Origin of the sequence: Paenisporosarcina sp. TG20, assembly GCF_000286315.1 — a bacterium.
Lineage (GTDB): Bacteria > Bacillota > Bacilli > Bacillales_A > Planococcaceae > Paenisporosarcina.
Window position 1 is genome coordinate 1 of the sequence record NZ_ALJG01000347.1, and the last position, 23,715, is coordinate 23,715.

Consider the following 23,715-nt stretch of genomic DNA (forward strand, 5'->3'; position numbering starts at 1 on the left):
ACATACTGTCAATTACCTATGTAGAAGATAAAATGTTCTTCAAGTTAGGATTCACAGCATGGAAACTCTTCACATTATCGGTTTAGCGAGAGTATTACCAAAGATAATACGTTTTTAGAATGTTAGTCTCCTTATACTAAAATACCATGAACACTTGGGTTGGACATCAATTTCAGATACTTTCTTTCCTTCTAAAAAACTCACTCTCAATAAGATGATAGTGAGCTATGTTATTCAGAATGATACATAACGGATTGGATTTACAGCATTCGAACGGGCTCCATTCCATGGTCCTTCGTGGATTTCAAAGTGTAAATGTGATCCTGTTGAGCGACCGGTACTTCCCATTTTCCCAATTAATTGACCTTTTGCGACAGCTTGTCCAGAGCTAACATTAATCGCACTTAAATGTGCATAGACTGTTGTGAAAATTTGACCATCAATCGAGTGGGTAACCATTATTACATTTCCGTAAGTTCCCATTCGAGCTGCATAAGAAACAATGCCATTCGCTGCAGAGACAATCGGTGTTCCAAGTATATTGGCAATGTCACTTCCGGAATGGAACTCATAGCCTGATCCAATGTTACGACCTCCATAAGTAGATGAGAATCGGCCAGTTGTAGGACGTGTCCATGTTCCTGATGAAACAACTGGTGCAGGAACGGCTTGATCTTTATTCCTTTTTGCTATCGCTTCTTGTCTGGCACGTTCTTCGGCTTGTTTTTTCATATTTGCTATTTCTGCTTGTCGAGCTACTTCTATTAATCGAGCTTGCTCTGTTACTATTTTATTTTCAATCTCTTTACTGACTTCGTCTAAGTGTTCATTTTCATGTTCTAGTGTATTTTTTTCTTCGACTAACTTCGCTGTCTCTTCTTCAAGTTGATCTACTAAACTATCTTTTGAACTTTTCTGAGAGTCAAGATTCGCCTTTAAAGAGATTAACTTATCTCTACTTTGTTCTTGTTGAGTAAGTTTATCTTCAATTAAAACCTTTTGTTTTTCGTGTAATTCTTTATCTTCCGCTTGTTCTACGATTATTTTTCGATCTGCATCCATTAGTGTATTAACTGCAGAGAATCTATCTATGAAATCAACAAAACTATTTGCGCCAAGTAAAACATCTAAATAACTTACTGACCCACCGCTTTCTTGAACTGAACGTAAACGTTCTTTTATTAATTCATCACGTTCTGTTATTTTCTTTTCTAACACTAGAATAGAATTATGTAATTTTTCAATTTCAGAACTCGTAACATTAATCTTCTTTAATATATTGTCTACTTTACTTTTTGTTTCAATAATTTGATTGTCAATAATTTGAATTTGAGCTAATATATTATCTCGAAGTGTACGCTTTTCTGTAATATCGCTGCTCTTCTTGTTAATTGAAGAGTCTAATTGGTTTTTTTTCTGTTCTAATTCGCTTTGGTCTCTTTGTAAATCTTTTAATGTGCTTGCCAATGCATCAGGTTGTGATATGAAAATGGAACATCCTAACACTGATGCTATGGTAATCATAATCCATTTTGGTTGTTTATTTTTCATACTGGGCTCCCTTCAAACTCACGTTTATACGCGTAAAAACTTACGAACTGACATAAAGCTACCCCAAATACCAATAAATACTCCCATCAATAAAATTAGACCATTGATTTGGTATAGAAATGGAGTGAGTGGTAATAAATTAAAAAATTCACCTTCTAAATAGGGTTGTATAATTTTATATAAATTGTAATAAAGAAACGTTATAATTGTAATTGGTAAAATTGCACCAAGAATGCCTATCCACATTCCTTCTAAAACAAACGGAAAACGAATAAACCAATTAGTAGCACCAACTAACTTCATAATTTCAACTTCACGTTTACGAGCTAAAATTGTAATACGGATTGTGTTTGAAATTAAGAACATAGCAGTAAATAACAACGCTGCAATTAATACTATCCCAACATTTCGTGCACCATTTAAAAAGGAAAATAGTTTTTCAATTTTTCCTTCACCATACTCAACTGAATGCGTATTTTCAAGTCTGGAAATTTGGTCGGCTACTTTTTTTGTTTCTTGAGGAACTTGAGCCTTTACATAAAATGCTGCCCGAAGCGGATTATTTTGATCTGATAACCCCATATTTTCCCCGAAGTCCTTAATTAAGTTTTCAAGTTCTGCATCCTTTGTTGAATATACAATATTTGCTACTCCATTTACACTTTTAATGTCTTGTTCTAATTGAGAAATTTCAGTTTTCTCAGCAGTAAGTTCGACTAAAACTTTAATTTCTACATCTTTCTCTAAATCTTCTGCTACTTTATTTAAATTCATCATAATCATTACAAATACGCCAACTAAAAGTAAAGTTACTGTCACTGCGCTTGCTGATGCAAATGTCATCCAACCGTTTCGACTTAGACTCTTTAAACTTTCCCGAAAATGACGCCCTACAGTTCTAAGCTTCATAACCGTAGTCACCTCCGAGTTCATCGCGCACTACTAGTCCACCTTCAATTGCTATAACCCGATGTTTAATTGTATTTACTATTTCTTTATTATGAGTTGCCATGATAATGGTTGTTCCTCGACGATTAATTTTTTCAAATAAATTCATAATGTCCCAAGCTGTTTCGGGATCCAAGTTACCGGTAGGCTCGTCCGCAATCATAACTTTTGGAGTACTTACAATAGAACGTGCAATTGAGACACGTTGTTGTTCCCCTCCAGAAATTTCAGTTGGAAACATTCGAGCTTTATGTTTTAGGCCCACTAAGTCTAAAACTTCCATTACATGCTTGCGTATTACTTTTGGTGACTGTTCGGTTACTTCTAGAGCAAAAGCTACATTTTCATAAACATTTAAAAGTGGTAATAATTTAAAGTCTTGAAAGACAACACCGATTTGTCTTCTTAAATAAGGTACTTGTTTTGACTTTAATTTAGCAAAATTTATTCCATTTACAAATATATCTCCACTCGTAGGAAACTCTTCTCTATATACCATTTTAATAAATGTCGATTTACCAGCCCCACTGGGACCCACAACATAAATAAATTCGCCCTGATTGATTTCTATGTTAATTCCATTTATGGCGACTATACCGTTCGGATATTTCTTGTAGACATTTTTCATAGAAATCATATATTTACCCACCTAAATTTGTTCTTAATTATCTTACTTCTATAAGACAAACCTAGTATAACAAGAAAATCGACAAAAATTCATTACAATAATGTTACAAACCCCCCAAAGGTACAAAATACCCAAAAATATTAAACATTATTAGACCTTCTGATAGTAGAATTCGTTATTGTAAGCTATAAATCCTTTTTATAATTGAAAATGTGTATATACTAGGAAAAACCGGGAAAAATTCTCCCGGTCCTTTTAAGCAATTATTAATGATTTCAGTTAGTGTTAGCAAAAATGATTTTCCATTTTGTATTTACTTCGGTTTTTGGGTTGCTTAGGACGGCAAACCTACTGCATCATAACCTGAAAGAATGAAGGACCCTATTGCAGTGACGTTGTCACTGCAATAGGGTCCCCATACAGGAAATCTTGCGGCGGGTTTGCGTCCGACGCGACCCTTCAACCAATGGGCATATCGTATTTTTGATTTGGGTTGACGTACGAATAGACACTAATTTTATAAAGAGTGACGGCCGAAGATACTATTTCGGCCTTTTTCTTCATTTTTCAAGGCTGGGTAGTTTCTTTACGTAACAATGTTCTTCATGGAAACCCTTCACATGAATCGAATTAGCTAGAGTGTCACCAAAGAATATATGTTTATAATGTTAGTCTCCATATACTAAAAACACCATAAACACCACGTTCATGGCACCCTACATTTATATACTTTCTAATCTTTTTAAAAGACCCATGACGATATCGTCATGGGTCTTCACTTTATTATTTATCTTTTATTTGACAACCATTCTGCAACTACTTCTGCCTCTGCACCTTCAATAATGTTTTTGGGCATTACTCCCTGTCCATTTTGAATTACATATAATATTTCTTCCTCTGTAAGACGTGAACCAATGTCATCTAAAGCAGGGTAAGTTCCTCGCCCTTCTAAATTTCCACCGTGACAACTGATACAATTACCTTGCACAATTTCTTCTGCGTCTTTACTTTCTACAACTTCTACATCTTCACCTAATGGAGCTGCTTCTTCGTTACCACCACAAGCCGCTAGTAATATTGCTGATGCTAAAAAGGCTGCTAACAATTTCGTGTTCATTCTAATCCCTCCAAGGAACAATATTTTAATTCTCATAAGTATACCAAGATTAGGCCCTCTTAAAACCTTCTCCGAATACTTCATAAGCATCTGAGACAATGACAAAAGCACTTGGATCAACTTGTTTTACAACTTGTTTTAATTTCGAAAATTCTGTTTGATAAACAACTACTAGTAAGATAGGACGTTCTTGTTCTGTATAACCACCAACTGCTGAAAATTTTGTTACACCGCGATTTACTTTTTCATAAATAGCATCCCTAATTTCTTCTTGTTTATTCGTAATAATATAAACCATTTTTGACTGGCTAAAGCCAAGCTGAATGATATCAATTGTTTTAGTTGTTACAAATAAACCAATTAATGCATATAACCCTTTTTCAATATCAAAAACAAGTGCTGCAGAAAGTACTATAAGTCCATCTATTATCATTACACTTTTACCAAGAGTAAAACCTGTATATTTCGTAATAATTTGCGCAGCTAAATCGGTACCTCCTGTTGATGCACGACCTCTGAAAACAATACCTAAACCAATACCAACTGAAATACCTCCAAATAATGCTCCCAGTAATGGGTCTAATGTTGCTGGCTCCCAGTTTGCTGTTAACAAAACAAATAACGGTAATGTGAGTGTGCCAACCAAAGAACGTGCACCAAAATGTTTGCCTAAAATAATTACACCGGAAATAAACAAAGGAATATTAAAGGCATATTGTACTAATCCGGGATTCCAATTAAATAACCCATATAAAATCGTACTAATTCCACTTACTCCACCAGATGCTACTTCATTAGGTAGTAGAAAAATATTAAAACCAATCGCTATGGTAGCTGCACCAATAATTATATATGTATATTCTAAAACTGAACTCAAAAATGGATGCGTCTCTTTTTGTCTTTTTCGGGTCATATTCATTCCTCCTTTCTAAATATATTGAAGTTCTTTATGTAAAGCTTACCCAAGCAACTCATTATAACAACATATAAATTTAAAGCGAGTGGTTATATAAATGGATTTATATTCCCAAAAAAAAAGTGCACCAATGTAGGGCACTCTCTTTAGAAAAATTAATTCATTTTTGATCGTAAAAAAGAATTAATAAACAAATCAATATCACCGTCCATAACACCTTGTACATTACCGCTTTCAGCATTTGTACGATGATCTTTTACCATTGAATATGGGTGGAAAACATATGATCGAATTTGGCTTCCCCATCCAATTTCTTTTTGATCTCCACGAATCTCTAGCATTTGTGCTTCTTTTTCTTCAATTTTTAATTGATACAATTTCGCTTTCAACAACTTCATGGCTTTTTCACGGTTTTTAATTTGTGAACGTTCTTGTTGACAAGTAACGATTGCATTAGTTGGAATATGCGTAATACGTACTGCAGAGTCAGTTGTATTGATATGCTGACCTCCTGCACCACTTGCACGATAAGTATCAATTCGTAAATCTTCAGTTCTAATTTCTATTTCAATTTCATCGTTGAATTCAGGCATAACTTCACAAGATACGAAAGATGTATGTCGACGGCCAGAAGAATCAAAAGGGGATATTCTTACTAATCGGTGAACACCTTTTTCAGCTTTTAAATATCCATAAGCATTGTGACCTTTAAAACCTAGCGTAACAGATTTAATTCCCGCTTCGTCTCCTGGCAAATAATCTAACGTTTCAACTTTAAAGCCACGTTTTTCTCCCCAGCGTGTGTACATACGTAACAACATAGAGCCCCAGTCTTGGGACTCTGTACCACCAGCGCCAGGATGCAATTCTAAAATCGCGTTGTTCTTATCGTATGGTTCACTCAATAACATTTGAAGTTCATAATCACTCAGTTGAGATGAAAATTCTTTCATCTCAAGACTGAGCTCTTCCTGTAATTCTTCATCTGGTTCTTCACGCAATAACTCTAAAGTCATTTCTAAATTTTCCTGTATATCGACTAACTCTTTAAATTCATTCACAATTTCTTTTAAAGTATTAGCTTCACTTATAACTACTTGAGCAGCTTGTTGATCATTCCAAAAGTTTGGCATGGACATATTTTCATCTAACTCAGCGATACGCCTCTCTTTGTTTTCTAAGTCAAAGAGACCCCCTAAAGTCAACTAATTTTGAAGCCGTTCTGTCTAACTCGTTACGTACATCTGATAATTCCATCATATATCTATATTCCTCCACAACCTATTAAACAGCACCATGACAATGTTTATATTTCTTTCCACTACCACATGGACATATTTCATTACGACCAACTGAAGCTTCTACTCGGACTGGTTTTTTCTTAATAGAGTCACCTTGTTCTTTCGGGTTCACTGCTTGTGCTTTTGCTACTTCTTCACGCTGTAAGTTATTACGAATTTCTGCCTTCATGGCATATTTCGCTACATCTTCTTGAATCGACTCTACCATTGCATCAAACATTGTAAATCCTTCGTTTTGATATTCACGAAGTGGATCAATTTGTCCATATGCACGTAAGTGAATCCCTTGTCGAAGTTGATCCATCGCATCTATATGATCAATCCATTTAGAGTCAATGGAGCGTAGTAATACTACTTTTTCAAATTCACGCATACGTTCTGGTGTCATTTCTATTTCTTTCTCATCATAGCGTTTGTAAACTTTTTCTTGAATGAAGTCAATAATTTCCTCAGCGGATTTACCCTCTAATTGTGTGCGTTTAATTGCACCTTCAGATAATAAATTCGCTTGAATATAATCTTCTAGACCTTTGTAATTCCACTCATCCTGCTTTTCGCTAGCAGCATGGACACTAACTGCACGTTCAATCACATCATTAATCATTGTTTCTACTAAACCACGCATATTATCAGTGTCTAATACTTCCAAACGTTCTTTATAAATTATTTCACGTTGTTGACGTAATACATCATCATATTGAAGCAAACGTTTACGTGCATCAAAGTTATTACCTTCTACACGTTTTTGCGCTGATTCAACTGCACGTGTAACCATTTTTGATTGAATAGGTTGATTATCGTCCATACCTAATCGGGCCATCATAGCACGCATATTATCTGAACCAAAACGACGCATTAGTTCGTCTTCCATAGATAAATAAAATTGTGTTATACCTGGATCACCTTGACGACCTGAACGACCACGAAGTTGATTATCAATACGACGAGATTCGTGACGTTCAGTACCGATAACAGCTAAACCACCGACCTCAATAACTCCATCACCAAGTTTAATATCGGTTCCACGTCCTGCCATGTTTGTTGCAATCGTGACTGAACCTTTATGACCTGCTGTCAAAATAATTTCGGCTTCATGCTCGTGATTTTTCGCATTTAAGACATTATGTCGAATACCATGTTTTGTTAGCAACTTCGAAATAATTTCAGATGTTTCAATTGCAACAGTACCAACAAGTACTGGTTGACCCTTTTTATTTCGCTCTGCAATATCATCGGCTACAGCTTTATATTTACCTTGCATTGAAGAAAAAATTAAGTCTGCACGATCATCTCGTACGATTAGTTGATTCGTTGGAATAACGATAACACTCATATTGTAAATATTGTGGAACTCTTCTTCTTCCGTTTTAGCAGTCCCAGTCATACCAGAAAGCTTTTCGTACATACGGAAAAAGTTTTGGAATGTAATTGTTGCCATTGTCATTGATTCGCTTTGAATCTCTAATCCTTCTTTTGCTTCAATCCCTTGATGAAGTCCATCTGAATAGCGACGGCCCTTCATTAAGCGGCCAGTAAACGAGTCGACGATTACAACGTTACCATCCTGTACAACATAATCCACATCATTATGCATACTGGTATGTGCTTTTAATGACTGATTAATAGCATGATTTAATTTTACATGCGTCAAATCAAACAAATTATCAATACCAAATGCTTTTTCTATCTTTTCAATACCTGCTTCAGTTAAAACTACACCTTTCGTAGACTCATCATACGAATAGTCATCTTCATTCCTAAGTGCACGTACTAGAGCATTTGATTGTTTATATAGTTGAGCAGTTTTAGCAGCTTCACCCGAAATAATTAATGGCGTTCGAGCTTCATCAATTAATATGGAGTCAACTTCATCAATTACAGCAAAGTATAGTGGACGTTGCACATGTTCTTCTTTGTACAACACCATATTATCGCGCAAATAATCGAACCCTAGCTCGTTGTTTGTCGAATAAGTAATATCAGCTGCATATGCTTCCCGTTTCTCTTCCTTACTTAAACTGTTTAAATTTAAACCGACAGTTAAGCCCAAGAAATTATACAATTTCCCCATTTCAATGGCATCACGACTTGCTAAGTATTCATTAACTGTAACAACATGTACACCTTTTCCAGTAAGGGCATTCAAATAAACCGGCAATGTAGACGTTAATGTCTTCCCTTCACCTGTTTTCATTTCTGAAATATTTCCTTCGTGAAGTGCAGCAGCGCCCATTATTTGAACGTAGAAAGGATATAAACCAAGTACTCGTTTCGCTGCTTCTCGAACAACAGCATACGCTTCAACTTGAATATCCGATAAATCTTCACCACTTGCTAAACGACCTTTAAACTCATCAGTTTTTTCTCGTAACTGTACGTCAGTTAATGCCTTTGTTGCATCTGACAGTGCTTCAACTTGATTAGCTATTTTTTCTAGTCTTTTTAAATCGCGTTTATTAAAATCGAAAACTTTATTTAATACTCCAAGCATTAGATTCACTTCCCATATAGTCTCAAATTTTATTTTACCACTGCTACTATTGGGGTGCAAATGCAATTGTCCCTTTAGCTGTTTGTTGTAATTATTTAATCATTAAAACAAAAGAAAGCCCAAGTAATGAGCTTTCTTTTGTTAGTTGTAAAATTTAGTTTGTTTCAATTAAACCGTACTTCCCATCTTTACGTTTATATACGATATGTGTACCATCTGATTCAGCATCCGTAAAGACGTAAAAGTTATGTCCTAACATATCCATTTGTAAAACCGCTTCTTCTTGATCCATTGGTTTTAATTGGAATTGTTTCGTACGGACAATGTGGTAATCTTCTTCTTTTTCTTCTTGATAAGCAACTTGTTCAGGAGATTGAAAATTAGCGAAGTATGCGCCTACGCCTTCACGTTCTCTGAACTTCCGATTTACTTTTGTTTTATGTTTACGAATTTGACGCTCTAATTTATCAACGATTAAATCGACAGCTGCATATAAATCATTATGTCGTTCTTCAGCACGTAGCGTTAAATTCTTCATTGGAATGGTTACTTCAACTTTAGTTTGACTGTCATTATAAACCTTTAAATTAACATGTGCGTTTGCTTGGAATTCTTCATTAAAATAACGTTCTACTTTATTGACTTTGTTTTCAACATGCTCGCGAATCGCAGGAGTTACCTCAACGTTTTCACCGCGAATATTAAATTTTAACATGTGAACTCCTCCTTTAATTAAGGCTATGTATACCTTATTCTACATATCCCCTATTATCTCCTTCTTCAAACAAAAAGTTTTTTAAATTTTTTATCGAATGCAGTCGTTTTTTGGATATTAAGCACGAATAAGTGTCATAGCGGTTACTTTTTGTGCTCCAGCTTTTTTCAAGACAAAGGCGGCATGGTGCAGTGTAGTGCCTGTTGTATATAAATCGTCAACTAATACAATTTTCTTATTTTGAACATCTGAAGTTACTGAAAAAAATAATTCAGTAGACATGCGTTCTTTTTTTGATTTCCCGATTTGTGAACCATTTACCGTCTTTCTCAATACCTCTGTAAACGGTACATTTGCAACACAAAGCAATTGCTCTACTTGTGAAAAAGTTCGTACAAGCAACATGTCTGGATGTAGTGGAATAGGTACGATTAGTTCTTGAATTCTAAGTAACTGCTGAAAATCAGGAATAAATACTTTAGCAAGTTCCACATCCAATTGGAACTTATACTGTTGATACACTTGTTTCATCCATTCATTGTAACTATAGATGGATTGAACAGAATCAAGAGCATCTTCATAAATGCTTCCTATCCAATCATTATTATTATCTTTTTGTGTTTTCACTCTTTCGAACTTCACCTTGCATTTTTCACAAATAACTTCGGGTGTTTTGATTAAGAAAAGTTTTTGCCACGATGCACTTTCCAAAAAGGAAGTTGAGCAAGTCAAACAGATCATTTCCTACCTCGTGTATCATTGTGTCTAATTATTGTTGCTTTTGCTTTATCCATCGCAAAAGAAATCCCATGATGAAAAAACACAAGATCCCCGTCAGGAAAATCAATTGACCGACCGACACGCCCTCCAATTTGAATTAACGCGCTACTAGTAAAAATCGTCTCATCTGCTCCAACGACTGCTACTTGGACATTTGGAATAGTAATCCCTCGCTCGAGTATGGTGGTTGTTAGCAAACCACATACTTTCATTTCACGCAGATTTAATACTTTCTCTTTTCTCTCAGAATCCTCTGCATGAACTGCTTGTATGTTTTCATGCAGTTGTTGAAATAATGGCAGTGCACGTTCCATTAGGTCGATCGTCGGGAAAAAGATTAGAAATGGTTGTATTTTCTTGAGACATTGTTGCGTCCATCTTTCTAACTTTGGTGAAAGCTTTCCCTTATGCATATGCTTCTTATAGTTATATAAACCAACAAAGCGAGGTACCGGCAAAGGATACCCATGAAATCGCTCAGATATAACCGATATGTTTACAGCTTGTTGTAAAAGTTCATCAGATGGCGTAGCTGTTATTGTATGAACAACAGCGTCTGTCTTTTTCGCTTTGTAAACAGCAAATTGTAGTGATTTGTCTATTGTATAGGGAAAAGCATCAGCTTCATCCACGAATACTACATCAAATGCAGCTTCAAATCGGTATAATTGGTGTGTTGTTGCAATAATCAATTGAGCATAGTTCGCGTGTTCAGGGGATCCACCATACAATGCATGTATGATTGTTTGCGGAAATACTTGTTGAAACCTTGGAGCGAGTTCTAGGACCACATCTGTTCTTGGTGTCGCCACACACACGCGTTGGCCACGTTCTAGTAGAACAAGTACTGATTGAAATAACAGTTCCGTTTTTCCAGCTCCACAAACTGCATGAAGTAAATGGCTTTGATTTAGATAAACACTATTTAATAACTCTTTTGATGCTTTTTCTTGTAGAGAAGTTAGATTTCCAGACCAATTAAAAATATGTTCTGTGTTAGAAATAATAACTGGACCAGTCCAAGTAATCAATTCAGAACAACTACTAACTCTTCCCATGCGAATACAATGTCGACAATATAAACATGGTCCTTTACATCTAGCACAGTTAAAAGCTGTCAACTCTTTGCATCCGCAACGCCGACATTGATAACTAGGGTTTTTAATACTAATTGAAGAATGATTTTTTTGAATGCCTTTGTGGGGTGTTATAAATCCTTTTTGAATATAATTATTGATTTCTGATAAAGGAAAGGGGGTTTGTTCTTTTAACCAAATTCTACCGCTTAAAAAGTTTTGTATATAATCCATGAGCATTCCTCCAATATAGATAAGAGTAACTCATTCCTACAATCTCATTTTAACTAATAGAAACGGAAAACGCCATAAGTAAAAGTGCTTCCGTTCCTTTTAAGAAGGGTCACCATAGAAACCCGTTTATTTCCGCTATGGTGGACGCTTTTCGCGGGCATGGCTTCATTCTCCTCGTCGCTGCGTTGAGCCCACTGAAAAAGTCTACCAGTATAGACAGGATTGAGTTTCCCCTATAATACCCGCTTCAGCGCTTCGTGGATGCCTCCCGCGAGAAGACAGGCAGAAGATCACTGCCAGTCTTCCCGCTACGGCTACCACTTGAAAGGCGCCTACGCTGGTTCTGCCTAACCATGTAGATACATCTAATACAGTACAGTTTTTATAATTACACACTGTATCGTCTCGGGCTTCTAGGTCGTTTGTAAATTATAAAGACAATTATAGGTGTCTTTTTAAATGTTTTTAAGAAATTCCAACAAAAAATGAAGAAAATACATTATCTTGCCAGTCAATTGATAATATTCGGTGCTTTTATACTGGAAATCTTACTGAGCAGATGCTCAGTTGGAAAATTTGGCATCCAAGTTGGAAAAATGGACAGCCAAGTTGGAATTTTGGGACTCCAAGTTGGAAAAATCACGTTCCAAGTTGGAATAGAGAAAATATGGAAAATGAGTCGAAGAAGACTTCTACTATATAAATAAAGAGAAGCCTTTCCCCAAATAAAAATTGAGAATAATCTCGCTTCATTTGATTGTAGGAACTCTTTCAGTGGTCTCTCTGCGTTCCTGCGGGGCCTTCAGCTCATGCTTTTCCCGCAGAAGTCCCACCTGCACTTCAATCAACTAGAGTGAATTTATCCATCATTGCAACGCATTCTATTTTTGGTTACATTCATTTCAATCGTGAGCGATACAGAGCTAGCAGGAATACTTCTTCTACACTATTTCTAAAAAGAGAAATACTTGCTCAAAATACCAGAATTTCAGTGTTCATGATGCAAACCACTGTATTTTTCTATTATTTAAAGTACCAGTGACTTTCTTCACTTCCTTTTTTGAGTTGTATTTTCTTTTATGATCAATTCAAAAACATTCCTTGATTGAAGCGGAAGGCGGAGGAAAACATCGCTGCGCTAGCTTCGTCGCAAAGAACAGGTCCAAATTCCCTTTGGTCCTGTTCTTTCCTACGGGATTAGCGGGACAGGTGAGACCCGCAGTGGAGCGCCCAATGGAACAAAGGCTAAAAACGCCTCAACGCGAGGCAACGCCTTCGCGGGCCAACACCCTGTTGACCTGAGTATTAATTATTTTGAAGGGCTTTACTATTACCTCTTGCTTGAAGATTACTTTTCATGGCAGATGGTGGCTTACGTGAAACAAAAGCCATGGTAGTTTCTTATCTTGTAAAAAAGAGTTACTCAGTACGAGTAACTCCTCCTTTTTAAGTTAAAAAATGTGCAGCAAGTTTATACTATTCATCCACTTAGAACTTTTCGTCCACACAAATCAGTTTTTCGTCCATTCAAATAGGCTTTCCGTCCACTCATGACATCTTTCAACCACTCACCATAACTTTCCGTCCATTCGAGATTACTTTTCGTCCACTCAGCATAAAATAACCATTATATTCCAATGAAAATACACATACTTATTGAAACAGACGTCCCTATAATTAGATGATCAAAAGTCAGCCAATAAGAAAAACCGGGCAAAGTATGCCCGGTTCTTTTAAGAAGGGTAAACTCGTTTATTTCCGCTACGGTGGACGCTTTTCGCGGGCGGTCCAGTCTCCTCGTCTCTTGAAAAAGCTACTCCTGCATCGCTTTGCTAGCTTCGTCGCAAACGAATTGTGAAAATAGCTCTTTTGCCTAATTCGTTTACTGCGGCCCCTCACTAGGACTCGCTTATCCCACTGAAGTCGTAGCCTTTCACTACAATCATTCACCTGTTTAAAATTCAACAGTGATAACAATATAGTTTTAAAATTGTTGAGATTGTGACGAAGCAGTTAGGGACATGAAAACCTTAGTCTAGCAGCATGGAAAAAAAGTCAATATACAAAAAACCTTACGTATACGCAAGGTTTTTAATTTTCTATTGTGCTAAATCTCCAATGAAATAAACACTAGTTACACGCCAGTTTCCATCTTCTTTAGCAAAAACAGTTACTTGACGACCAGTTCGATCAACTTTTGCTCCAGTTGATTCTTGCTCAAGTGAAATAGAAAGTCTAGCAAAAACTTGTGCTTGATTTTTGGTATATTTAATCACTGTCACTTTTTCAGCCATTCGATTAATTTTATATTGATCAAATACATCTTTGACATTCACTTCCTCCTGTACGTAATCAAAGCCCTCAGGCTCAGTAGCAATAACGGACATATATTTCTCAATATCTTCTTCATTAAAGGCTGTAATATATGTCTCAAAGGTTTCTAATAAGGCTTTTTTCTCATTGGCAGGAATATTTTGAGCTTCTTCTATGTTGGTACCAACCATTTCAAATCCAACATCAGATTGATCTTGATTTTGATCTTTAGCACCATGGTCCAAAGCGTTATTCTCACTCGTAGATTCACCGTCTGATATCGAACCTTTTTGGCTCTCTTCATTCCCACACGCAGATAAAAGTATCGTTATCATTGTTAGACATAATATATATTTAAATTTCATTAATTTCATTCCTCCTACTCAAACTATCTTGCCATAAAAACTGAGAGCTAACAATTATTATATCTTTTCTAAATTTAAGACGCCCAAGAAGATGTAAAAGTTTCGTGATGAATGATACTAATAGCTATTCCTTACATTTTCTATTTGATGAAAAATAGGATGAGCAATTTGATCAGTTGGAAATTTTGGTGTTCAGGTTGGAAAAAATACGGTGCTAGTTGGAATTATTGACTTCTCAATTTGGAAAAAACATGCTCAAGTTGGAATAGATTAATCTGGAGATTTTATTTTTATCAATTCATAAAAAGTATATGGTATGGTATCTCTGAATAACATGACAGTAACTAATTTTGTATGTCAAAAATAAAAGCCCCCACAAGTTTGTGGGGACCAAATTTTTAATATAAGTTAACGAACTTCAACCCAACCGTTTTTGATTGCTGTAACTACAGCTTGTGTACGATCATTGACGGTCATTTTTTGAAGAATGCTTGATACATGGTTTTTTACAGTTTTTTCTGAGATGAACAATGTTTCGCCAATTACACGGTTACTTTGCCCGTCAGTTAATAATTGTAGCACTTCACATTCGCGTTTCGTTAGCAAATGGAATGGACGACGAATTTCAGATTGGTGGAACGTCCCTTTATTTTCACGTTCACTCAAACGTCTGAATTCCGATACTAAATTACGAGTTACTTTCGGATGTAAATAAGATCCTCCAGCCGCTACTACTTTAATAGCATGAATAATTGCATCTGCATCCATTTCTTTTAACATATATCCAAGGGCACCTGTTTTTAATGCATGCATAACGTAGGATTCATCGTCATGGATTGACAACATGATGACCTTTGCTTCTGGGTACTTAACCAATAATTCACCAGTTGCTTCTACACCATTTTTGCGTGGCATGTTTATGTCCATCAAAATAACGTCTGGTGTAAACTTCTCATATAGTGTTAAAGCATCACTTCCATCATCACCTTCAGCAATCACTTCAAAGGAATCTTCAAACTCTAGTATTCTTTTTACACCTTCACGAAATAGTTGATGGTCATCAATTATCACTATTTTAGTCATCTTTATTTCCTCCTAATATATATAAATCTTTATTTAATCAATCAATGGAATAAGGAACGACATAACGGTCCCATTACCTAAGGAGGATTGAACAATCATTTCACCCTCTAGTAAATCTACGCGTTCCTGCATACCTAGTAAACCAAAGGAACTTTCTCGAACGAGTTGTTGATCGAAGCCAACCCCGTCGTCTTTTACAGTAATTGTTACCATGCTAGTACACCATTTTACTTCTACCCAAATACTTTGACATTTGCCATGTTTCGTTGCATTTGTTACGGATTCTTGTATTAAACGAAAGATAGCAACTTCAAAGTTAGATAAGAGACGACGTTCTTCACCATAGGAACGGAAATGTATTTGGCAACCAATATTATATTCTTCGATTGTCATTAAGTATTTTTTGAGAGTAGGTACTAGACCCAAATCGTCTAATGCCATTGGTCTTAAGTCATATATAATTCGACGTACCTCTGTCAGTGCAGTGCGAACCATCAACTTCAAACTAGTTATTTCTACAAGTGCTTGATCTACACCTTTTTCACGGTATGTACGTTCAATTAAGTCTGAACGGACTAGTACATTGGCCATCATTTGAGCAGGACCATCATGTATTTCGCGAGACAACCTTTTACGTTCTTCTTCTTGTGCTTCAATAATCTTTAAACTAAAGTCCTGTTTTAATTTGGCAGTTTCTAATGCTTGTCCCACATTTTTTAAATCTGATGTCAAATAGTTGGTTACTACATTTGCTTGAGTAACAAGTTGGTCAGCATGTAAAATGGCGTCGTTTATATCTTTTAAACGACGTTCCAAATCAACTTTACGTTCTAGTAACTGGCGATCTTCAGTGCGATTAATAGAGAGTTTAATTTGTAAATCGTTTGCATGTTCGTACGCTTCTCTCACCTGTTGCTCAGAGAACGTGTTAAAATGCTTGGAGACGTCACCTAAACGTTTCCGTGATAACCTAGTCTCTTCTTCGAGCAAATCACCATTTATTAAAACTTCTGCTAATTTTGAATGAACATCTTCAAGTTCTTGTTGCATTTGTAATAAACTTTGTCTATTTTGTTCGCTTATAATAAAGATATCGTTTTTGGAGTGATCCAACGTTTCAACCATTCGACTAAAAATGTGATCCAATGAATTGATATCTACCTTTTTCCTAGCCATCTGGTATTCTCCTTTTCGAATAAACTTTCTACTAATAGAAGTACTAATCTCTTTTATAGTATACGGTATTATTCCAGCAGACTGAACCCATTATATCACTATATACCCAAATATATATTAAAAAAACATGACAACTAGAAGTCAGAAGGAGTAAATCTATTTGAGAAAAGATTATATAACCGTACAAGGCTTTGGTAAATCAGAAATAAATATTCAAAAGTCTCGATTTCTCACATTCGTGAACCGTGCTGAATCGGAACAACAAGCACAAGCATTTATTGAAGACATAAAATCACAACATAAATCAGCGAACCATAATTGTTCTGCTTATTTAATTGGAGAACACGATTCCATACAAAAAGCGAATGACGATGGTGAACCCAGTGGCACTGCTGGAGTTCCAATACTTGAAGTATTAAAAAAACAAGGGTTAAAAGATATCGTCGTTGTAGTAACTAGATATTTTGGTGGTATTAAACTAGGCAGTGGAGGTCTAATCCGTGCTTATGGAAAGTCAACGTCTGAAGGTTTACGTGCTGCTCACCTTGTAGAGAGACGTCTACATTACTTAATGAAGGTTTCCGTCGATTATACATGGCTCGGTAAAGTTGAGAATGAAGTTAGGAGTAACACAAATTATCCGCTCCATCGAATTGATTATGCAGATGCAGTAGAAATATTTCTTTATGTGCCAGTGTTCATGGAAGAGTATTTTATCGGATGGATTACAGAACTAACGAATGGAAAAGCCGAAATCCATCAACAAAATCAAGACTTTCTTGAATTTAATTTACAATAAATGGTGCCGTAATAACAAACTTGAAAATAAACATAGCTCTTCATCATGTAGAGTAGTTGATTGCTATTCAATTTGTAAAAAACGTTGTATAATTAAAGGATTGAAACTTTTACCTAGTAATATTCGTCTTATTAAATAGTAAGTGGGTATTCCTCTTCAAAGGAGAATAAAAATGTACAACAGAGCACAATATAAATTGAACAAAGCTCGTAAATCTAAAAAGTCCATAATATTAAAAATCTCAGCTATGATTATTGCTTCTTTATTAATTTGCATTACGGCTTATGGAATATTTCTAACAAAAAAAGCAGAAACTGCTGTTGATAACGCATACGAAACAGTAGGGGATCGTGAAGGGTCTGTTCTTCGAGAAGAAGTAGTTAAGCCGGTTGAAGATAATGTATCCATTTTATTTATCGGTGTTGATGAAAGCGAATCACGTAATAAGAACGACGACAATAGTCGTTCAGACGCTCTATTACTTGCAACGATGAATAATAAGAATAAAACTGTCAAACTAGTCAGTATCCCTCGTGACTCGCTCGTTTATATTCCTGAAGTTGGTTATCAAGATAAAATAACACATGCACATGCTTTTGGTGGCACTAAAGCTTCTATTGAAACTGTCGAGCAATTGCTAGAAGTTCCTGTTGATTATTATGTGAAAATGAATTTTGTTGCATTCATTGATGTTATAGATGCACTTGGAGGCATTTATGCAAATGTGCCCTATAATTACTTGGAAAAGGATGAAAATGATAAAAACACCATTCAATTAACCAAAGGGTATCAAGAATTAGATGGTCGTGAAGCTTTAGCATTAGCACGTACACGTAAACTAGATAATGATATTGAGAGAGGCAAACGCCAACAAGAAATTCTGTCTTCCATCATGGACAAAGCAGCTTCCGCATCTTCGTTTACTAAATATGGTAATGTCATTGACGCAGTTGGAGATAATATGAAAACCGATATGACTTTTGATGAAATGAAATCATTTTTTGCCTACATTAAAGGTGGCTCACCTGAAGTAGATACGTTTACACTTGAAGGCCACGATGACATGTCCACTGGCACATATTACTGGGAATTGGATGAAGAATCGTTAATTGAGACGAAAAATATTTTACAAAATCATTTAGGCTTAAATCCTGATGCCGCTGATTATAGTTCTACCCAAAATAAACTTGCAAAAGAAAGCGAATGAATTTAACAACTATTAAATTAAATAAACCATAAAAGGGCTTCCTGTTCTTTTCTGTCTATCGGACATCGATATTTTATGTTTATTACATTAAAAAGACCTGAATCGCTTACACAGCGATACAGGTCTTTTTTAAAAGCGAAGAGGATACAAATTATGAGGAAATTAGTTTGATGCCCCCATTCAGATGAAAAGTTGCCACAGCTGAACAGAAAGTTGTCCCAATCGCACGAAAAGTTGTACCATTCGATCCTAACCAATAAGAAAAATCGTGCAAAGTATGCCTAATCCTTTTAAGCAATTACTAATGATTTTAGTGTATTAATATTCGTACACTTATTATACAACAAAAAATAGCGATCCTTTCCTCAATAGTTCGAGAAAAGGATCGCTTTTTTTGTATACAGCCTGTATTAGATATCATCCATATGCCTAGGCAGAACCTTCGTGTGATAGCCAGAGCGAGAAGTGATTTTCTGCCTGGCTTCTCGCGGGTGGCATCCACAAAGCGCTGAGGCGTGTGTATTATAGGGAACATTTAATCCTATCTAATTTTTGTGACATTATCACTTATTTTAGGCTTTCATTTGCCCATCATTCGGACAAAGTTTATTAATGGTTTATAGTTTTTACCGGCTAATCCAACGACTTCTACAAATAATTCTATTGCAACCAACATGACAGTAATTAATAAAATAGCGCCCCACTGTGTGGATTGCGAGAAAATTAAAGCAGCTAAACCAAACATCGAAGCAAGTGCATAAATGATTAACACAGTTTGTCGATGTGTGAATCCGACATTCAATAAACAGTGATGTAAATGGGACTTATCCGGTGCTGATAGTGGTTGTTTTAAACGAATTCGACGCACAATTGCGAAGAAAGTATCAGAAATTGGAACACCTAACATTATAATTGGGATTATTAATGAAATTACAGTAATATTCTTAAACCCGAGTAGTGCAAGAACACCAATCATGTATCCAAGGAAAAGTGCTCCAGTATCGCCCATAAAGATTTTGGCAGGGTGGAAATTATAGAACAAAAATCCTGCAGTACTTGCAGCAAGAATTACACACATCGCTAATACAAATGTGTCGCCCATTATAAATGCCATACCTGCTAATGTAATTAAAGCTATGGTAGAGACGCCTGCAGCTAAACCATCCAATCCATCAATTAAATTAATCGCATTAGTAATCCCCACAACCCATAGGATTGTCAAAGGAATACTGAAGTAACCAAAATCTAACTGCCCACCAAAAGGTAGGTTAATAAATTCAATTTCCAAACCACCATATATTACAATGCCTGCAGCTAAGAATTGTCCTAGTAATTTAGCTTTTGCAGTTATTTCAAACATATCATCAAGTACGCCCGTAATGATAATGATAAAAGCACCAATTAAAATATACAATGCGATTGGATTTTCCGGACGAAATATAAAAAATCCTATTAAAAAAGAACCAAATATGGCAAGACCACCTAAACGGGGCATAACCTGTGCATGAACTTTCCTAAAGTTTGGTCGGTCAACGGCGCCGACCTTGAATGCGATCGTCTTCACTACTGGGGTTAATAGTAGAGAAGCGACAAATGCCAGGACCATAGTTAGGTAAATCATACCCTTCCCCCTCATTCCATTTTATAATCGTAAATACACATAAGTCTAAAAGAAAATCCATATGTATTATATCATGAAACCAACTATGAAAAACAATGTTAATTAAATAGTAGGTTTCTTTCTATATTTAACCAAAAACAAATCTTCTAAACCTTACTATCTATTTGACGAAAAAACTTCTTAAATGTTTCTTAGAATTAAAGACTAATTATAATCTTTTTTCATAATTAGTAATATCTGCTTTTCTTTTAACAATACCATTGAAAAATTGCCAATAAAAAGCTGCAGCCCCTTTAAAAGTAGACTGCAACTTTTTTCACTCTATTTTGTTCATTTCCATTACGTACGATGTTTCACTATCTCCATTTTTCGTAATAGTTTCTTCCTTTATAATTCCTAGACCCTTAGCAAAGTAGTAACGTGAAATTGTTTGTTGATTTGACGCTTCAGACATTAATGTTTGTTCAATAACGATAACATCCTTATAGGTCCCAGCAGGAATAGTAAGTGTTAATTTATCGTCTATGACTTTCCATGCTTGTGGACCATTTTGTTCGTTTAATAAATCGATATAAACTTCAGGAGCAGAGGTTGATTCAAAATTATCAATGGTTACATCTTTGATACCTTCAGAGTTATTAAAGAGCATAGTTAGCTTTGTTGGCGTCCATTCAGAAATTTGTTTCGTGACCACATCTCCAAATGTAATTGACTCAAGCATGAGATTACCTTTAACGGACTTTACTTCACGAACGATTTCAAACTCTTCAAGTAAGAATGTTTTTTTGATCGCTCTTTTTGGCATATATTCGACGAGACCTTTATTTTCCACAACGGCTTGTTCACTATTAGTGTCGTCGTTCACACTTTCTTCTGCGGCTTCATCCTCTGAATCTTGTGGTTCTTCAACAGTAGAGTCAGTACCGTCATCCTTGACAACTTCTTCTTTTGGTTCCTTTGATTCTTGTTTATCATTTGACTCTTTATTGATGTCGTTAAATTTAAACGAGCTATCATCCGAACATGCTGCGAGTATTAGGATCAGTAGCACGATGGTCAGCCATTTTTTCATCATACAAGCCCCTCTTTTCGCTTAATATTTTAGTTATTACTTCATTTGATCAATCTCAGTTTTAACTACTTGAGGAACAATTCCACCTGTGTAAATTGAAGTCTTTGTAATTCTTTGTGCTAAATAAGACGTTAAAGTAGGACGCAAAGTATCAGAAATTGAATTGCCCACTAAAAACAGTGGTGCGTTATGCTTGCCTGATAAAGTAGAAGAGACTAATGCATCAGGATAATTTGTACCAGTTGAAACGATAAAATCAGGTGACATAAATGTTTCACTGAAGTGTTCAATTACTGCTGCATTTGTACCATATCTGTCATCTCCAGCAAGACGTGTTACATTATCTGAACCTGAACGCACTCTAACTTTTTCCTCAAGTTCAGTCGAGATTACTGATTCTCCTCCAACAATGACTGTCGGTTTGCTATAGACTTCTTCGTTTATCGCATCTGTATATGTTTGACCATTGCTCAATACAATATTCCAACCCTGCGTGACTGCAATACTTGTAGCGGTTAATGCGTCTGGGAAGTTACTTCCTGAGGCGATAAACACTCCATTAGCAGCTGGTAGAGCCCTGTTAATAACTGCATTCGTTTCATACCGAGTTTCTCCAGCTAAACGCTCAACTATAACATTCGGAATTTCTGTTTTTAATTCATTTACAATGTTACCTGATAAAGCGTTTTCTCCACCAACCAAAATGATGTGATTTGCAGCCAGTCGTTTAATTTCAGCTAAAACGGCTGTGTTTAATTTGCCAGAAGGATTTAATAATATGGGTGCATTGCCATTATGCATAGCAAGCGGTCCTGCCGATAATGCATCTGCATATTGATCAGCTGTGGCTAAAACAACTGTTTTTTGTGATTTATTGGAAGAAAAACCGCTTGGATACAAGGATTCTGATACTTTAATTGCTGTTAGGTAACGAGTTTCCCCACTTAAAGTTTGACTTATTTGTTTAGGCGTTATTTCTGTTGGATTCGTATAAACGTTTTCACTCGTCGTTGTATCGTAAACAGAAGTGCCCGGCCATAAAGCTGCATAGTTTAGTGCTAATGTTTTATCATAAAATGCTTTTATCGTACCTTTGTCTTTATGACGCACTTCAAATGCTTGAGGTATTACTGAAGACCATAAAGTTAAGTCCGTTTGTGAGTTTTTAAGTGTTGCTTTTGGTAGAGAACTAGCTGATGTTTTTGCCAAATCTCTTTGGTAATGTCGTTCTATGACTTGTTGATTCTCATCCAGTACTTCGTATTTTTTAACTATATAATTGGACCATCTAATTTCACCTGTTGGGTGATGAACCACACGTGTATTCCGATACTGGCTCACGTAATTAATAGCTTCTTGCTCTGTTAAAAACTTCGTTTGTGCCAAGTCAATCGATGTATGGTAAGCATGATAATCGAATGCAGTGTTGTCAAAAATAATTTTACCTGTTTTCTTGTCGAATACGCTCACATTTGTTTGAGTTTTTGCAAAAGAAAGTGCTTCTTCTTTTGAATTAAATGTTTTAATGGTTTCGCCTAGATGATTCTTCACTTCGAAAATACTGAAGAACTTGTCCACTCCATTCGCAATTGCATTAGCGATACCCTGTTGGAATTCTGCAGTTTTCAATTTTTTTTCAGCAATCGGATTTGACATATAGTCTACTTCCGCTAAAATCGCTGGAACTTGTGAGTTTCGAGTAATATAGAAACTTTGGTGAACAATACCTCTACCTTCTGTATTTGCCTTAGAATCTATTACACTTTTATGTGTTAATTGTGCGAGTCTCAAGCTTTCTGGCGAATATTTTATTTGTAATGGATCGGGAGGATAATCCGAATCGATATAGTTTGCATTATAGTAATATGTTTCATACCCAGAATAAGTTGGTGTAGAAGTCGCATTATGATGAACTGAAATAAATATTGAATTATCATTACGGCCATCAACCATTGAGTTTGCTAACTTCGTTCGTGCTTTTAAGTCCTCTGCATTAGATGTGCTTGAAAAATGACTATCCGTTGTACGTGTCATTTTAACTTCATAGCCATGAGCTTGCAAAACATCTCGTAAACGAAGTGAAAGCTCTAAATTTGCATGTTCCTCATAGTAGCCTGTTTTAGTTCCTGAATAACCTAAAGTGCCAGCATACTTACCACCATGTCCAGCGTCAATTACGATCAAAGGTTTCATGTCCTGTGTCTCTGCCTTTGTTTGTATCGGAACACTAAGAGCAAGTAAAGCGATTACTATTATTTTAATCATTATTTTAAACAATGTTTAGTTCCCCGCTTTCTCAATTCCCAATTTTGTGGGGGTGTT

General features: G+C 35.8%; 18 protein-coding genes. 2 read left to right on the plus strand and 16 right to left on the minus strand.

Annotated elements, in window-relative coordinates:
* Nucleotides 1–234: 234 nt before the first annotated feature.
* From B371_RS0116500 to B371_RS0116565, 13 genes are all read right to left on the minus strand, one after another.
* Nucleotides 235–1,551 (minus strand): murein hydrolase activator EnvC, encoded by a 1,317-nt coding sequence (locus tag B371_RS0116500; RefSeq protein ID WP_019415416.1) that lies wholly within the window; start codon nucleotides 1,549–1,551, stop codon nucleotides 235–237.
* A gap of 24 nt (nucleotides 1,552–1,575) precedes the next feature.
* Nucleotides 1,576–2,460: a permease-like cell division protein FtsX gene (gene ftsX / locus B371_RS0116505; RefSeq protein WP_019415417.1), complete on the minus strand. Its 885-nt coding sequence runs from the start codon at nucleotides 2,458–2,460 to the stop codon at nucleotides 1,576–1,578.
* Nucleotides 2,450–3,136, minus strand: coding sequence for a cell division ATP-binding protein FtsE (gene ftsE / locus B371_RS0116510; protein ID WP_019415418.1), 687 nt, complete (start codon nucleotides 3,134–3,136; stop codon nucleotides 2,450–2,452). The genes ftsX and ftsE overlap by 11 nt, the downstream gene beginning before the upstream one ends.
* Before the next feature lie 778 nt (nucleotides 3,137–3,914).
* The gene (gene cccB, locus B371_RS0116515) at nucleotides 3,915–4,244 is read right to left on the minus strand and encodes a cytochrome c551 (protein ID WP_019415419.1); all 330 of its coding nucleotides are present in this window, start codon (nucleotides 4,242–4,244) and stop codon (nucleotides 3,915–3,917) included.
* Nucleotides 4,245–4,293: 49 nt separating this feature from the next.
* On the minus strand, nucleotides 4,294–5,157 hold the full coding sequence (locus B371_RS0116520; protein ID WP_019415420.1) for a YitT family protein: 864 nt from the start codon (nucleotides 5,155–5,157) through the stop codon (nucleotides 4,294–4,296).
* Nucleotides 5,158–5,315: 158 nt separating this feature from the next.
* A protein-coding gene (gene prfB / locus B371_RS0116525; protein WP_157185232.1) for a peptide chain release factor 2 occupies nucleotides 5,316–6,417 on the minus strand; the annotation gives its coding sequence in 2 pieces (ribosomal slippage) (nucleotides 5,316–6,344 and nucleotides 6,346–6,417; 1,101 coding nt in all).
* A gap of 27 nt (nucleotides 6,418–6,444) precedes the next feature.
* Complete coding sequence (gene secA, locus B371_RS0116530; RefSeq protein WP_019415422.1) at nucleotides 6,445–8,952, minus strand: preprotein translocase subunit SecA; 2,508 nt, start codon at nucleotides 8,950–8,952, stop codon at nucleotides 6,445–6,447.
* A 154-nt stretch (nucleotides 8,953–9,106) separates the two neighbouring features.
* Complete coding sequence (gene hpf, locus B371_RS0116535; RefSeq protein ID WP_019415423.1) at nucleotides 9,107–9,667, minus strand: ribosome hibernation-promoting factor, HPF/YfiA family; 561 nt, start codon at nucleotides 9,665–9,667, stop codon at nucleotides 9,107–9,109.
* Between the two features lie 117 nt (nucleotides 9,668–9,784).
* The gene (locus B371_RS0116540; protein WP_237721552.1) at nucleotides 9,785–10,294 is read right to left on the minus strand and encodes a ComF family protein; all 510 of its coding nucleotides are present in this window, start codon (nucleotides 10,292–10,294) and stop codon (nucleotides 9,785–9,787) included.
* A 110-nt stretch (nucleotides 10,295–10,404) separates the two neighbouring features.
* Nucleotides 10,405–11,757, minus strand: coding sequence for a DEAD/DEAH box helicase (locus B371_RS0116545; RefSeq protein ID WP_019415425.1), 1,353 nt, complete (start codon nucleotides 11,755–11,757; stop codon nucleotides 10,405–10,407).
* Between the two features lie 2,099 nt (nucleotides 11,758–13,856).
* Nucleotides 13,857–14,435 (minus strand): nuclear transport factor 2 family protein, encoded by a 579-nt coding sequence (locus B371_RS0116555; protein ID WP_019415427.1) that lies wholly within the window; start codon nucleotides 14,433–14,435, stop codon nucleotides 13,857–13,859.
* A gap of 408 nt (nucleotides 14,436–14,843) precedes the next feature.
* Entirely contained in the window at nucleotides 14,844–15,518 is a 675-nt protein-coding gene (locus B371_RS0116560; protein WP_019415428.1) for a response regulator transcription factor, read from the minus strand.
* 33 nt (nucleotides 15,519–15,551) lie between these two features.
* A complete protein-coding gene (locus B371_RS0116565; protein ID WP_019415429.1) occupies nucleotides 15,552–16,694 on the minus strand; it encodes a sensor histidine kinase in 1,143 nt (380 codons plus the stop codon).
* A 160-nt stretch (nucleotides 16,695–16,854) separates the two neighbouring features.
* Between B371_RS0116565 and B371_RS0116570 the strand changes: the two genes are divergently transcribed.
* Nucleotides 16,855–17,493 (plus strand): YigZ family protein, encoded by a 639-nt coding sequence (locus tag B371_RS0116570; protein ID WP_019415430.1) that lies wholly within the window; start codon nucleotides 16,855–16,857, stop codon nucleotides 17,491–17,493.
* Nucleotides 17,494–17,665: 172 nt separating this feature from the next.
* Complete coding sequence (locus tag B371_RS0116575; RefSeq protein WP_019415431.1) at nucleotides 17,666–18,700, plus strand: LCP family protein; 1,035 nt, start codon at nucleotides 17,666–17,668, stop codon at nucleotides 18,698–18,700.
* 580 nt (nucleotides 18,701–19,280) lie between these two features.
* On the opposite strand, the gene B371_RS0116580 is transcribed toward B371_RS0116575, so the two are convergent.
* The 3 genes from B371_RS0116580 to B371_RS0116590 form a co-directional block, all read right to left on the minus strand.
* Nucleotides 19,281–20,321 (minus strand): glycosyltransferase family 4 protein, encoded by a 1,041-nt coding sequence (locus tag B371_RS0116580; protein WP_019415432.1) that lies wholly within the window; start codon nucleotides 20,319–20,321, stop codon nucleotides 19,281–19,283.
* A 316-nt stretch (nucleotides 20,322–20,637) separates the two neighbouring features.
* Nucleotides 20,638–21,396 (minus strand): hypothetical protein, encoded by a 759-nt coding sequence (locus B371_RS0116585; RefSeq protein ID WP_019415433.1) that lies wholly within the window; start codon nucleotides 21,394–21,396, stop codon nucleotides 20,638–20,640.
* A 33-nt stretch (nucleotides 21,397–21,429) separates the two neighbouring features.
* Entirely contained in the window at nucleotides 21,430–23,670 is a 2,241-nt protein-coding gene (locus B371_RS0116590) for a cell wall-binding repeat-containing protein (protein WP_019415434.1), read from the minus strand.
* Nucleotides 23,671–23,715: the final 45 nt, after the last annotated feature.

Excerpts from the sequence above, each read along its gene's own strand:
- secA (WP_019415422.1), bottom strand. The coding sequence starts at position 8,952 with ATGCTTGGAGTATTAAATAAAGTTTTCGATTTTAATAAACGCGATTTA.
- B371_RS0116580 (WP_019415432.1), bottom strand. The coding sequence starts at position 20,321 with ATGATTTACCTAACTATGGTCCTGGCATTTGTCGCTTCTCTACTATTA.
- B371_RS0116555 (WP_019415427.1), bottom strand. The coding sequence starts at position 14,435 with ATGAAATTTAAATATATATTATGTCTAACAATGATAACGATACTTTTA.
- B371_RS0116575 (WP_019415431.1), top strand. The coding sequence starts at position 17,666 with ATGTACAACAGAGCACAATATAAATTGAACAAAGCTCGTAAATCTAAA.
- ftsX (WP_019415417.1), bottom strand. The coding sequence starts at position 2,460 with ATGAAGCTTAGAACTGTAGGGCGTCATTTTCGGGAAAGTTTAAAGAGT.
- ftsE (WP_019415418.1), bottom strand. The coding sequence starts at position 3,136 with ATGATTTCTATGAAAAATGTCTACAAGAAATATCCGAACGGTATAGTC.
- B371_RS0116520 (WP_019415420.1), bottom strand. The coding sequence starts at position 5,157 with ATGACCCGAAAAAGACAAAAAGAGACGCATCCATTTTTGAGTTCAGTT.
- cccB (WP_019415419.1), bottom strand. The coding sequence starts at position 4,244 with ATGAACACGAAATTGTTAGCAGCCTTTTTAGCATCAGCAATATTACTA.
- B371_RS0116500 (WP_019415416.1), bottom strand. The coding sequence starts at position 1,551 with ATGAAAAATAAACAACCAAAATGGATTATGATTACCATAGCATCAGTG.
- B371_RS0116560 (WP_019415428.1), bottom strand. The coding sequence starts at position 15,518 with ATGACTAAAATAGTGATAATTGATGACCATCAACTATTTCGTGAAGGT.
- hpf (WP_019415423.1), bottom strand. The coding sequence starts at position 9,667 with ATGTTAAAATTTAATATTCGCGGTGAAAACGTTGAGGTAACTCCTGCG.
- B371_RS0116565 (WP_019415429.1), bottom strand. The coding sequence starts at position 16,694 with ATGGCTAGGAAAAAGGTAGATATCAATTCATTGGATCACATTTTTAGT.
- B371_RS0116585 (WP_019415433.1), bottom strand. The coding sequence starts at position 21,396 with ATGATGAAAAAATGGCTGACCATCGTGCTACTGATCCTAATACTCGCA.
- B371_RS0116545 (WP_019415425.1), bottom strand. The coding sequence starts at position 11,757 with ATGGATTATATACAAAACTTTTTAAGCGGTAGAATTTGGTTAAAAGAA.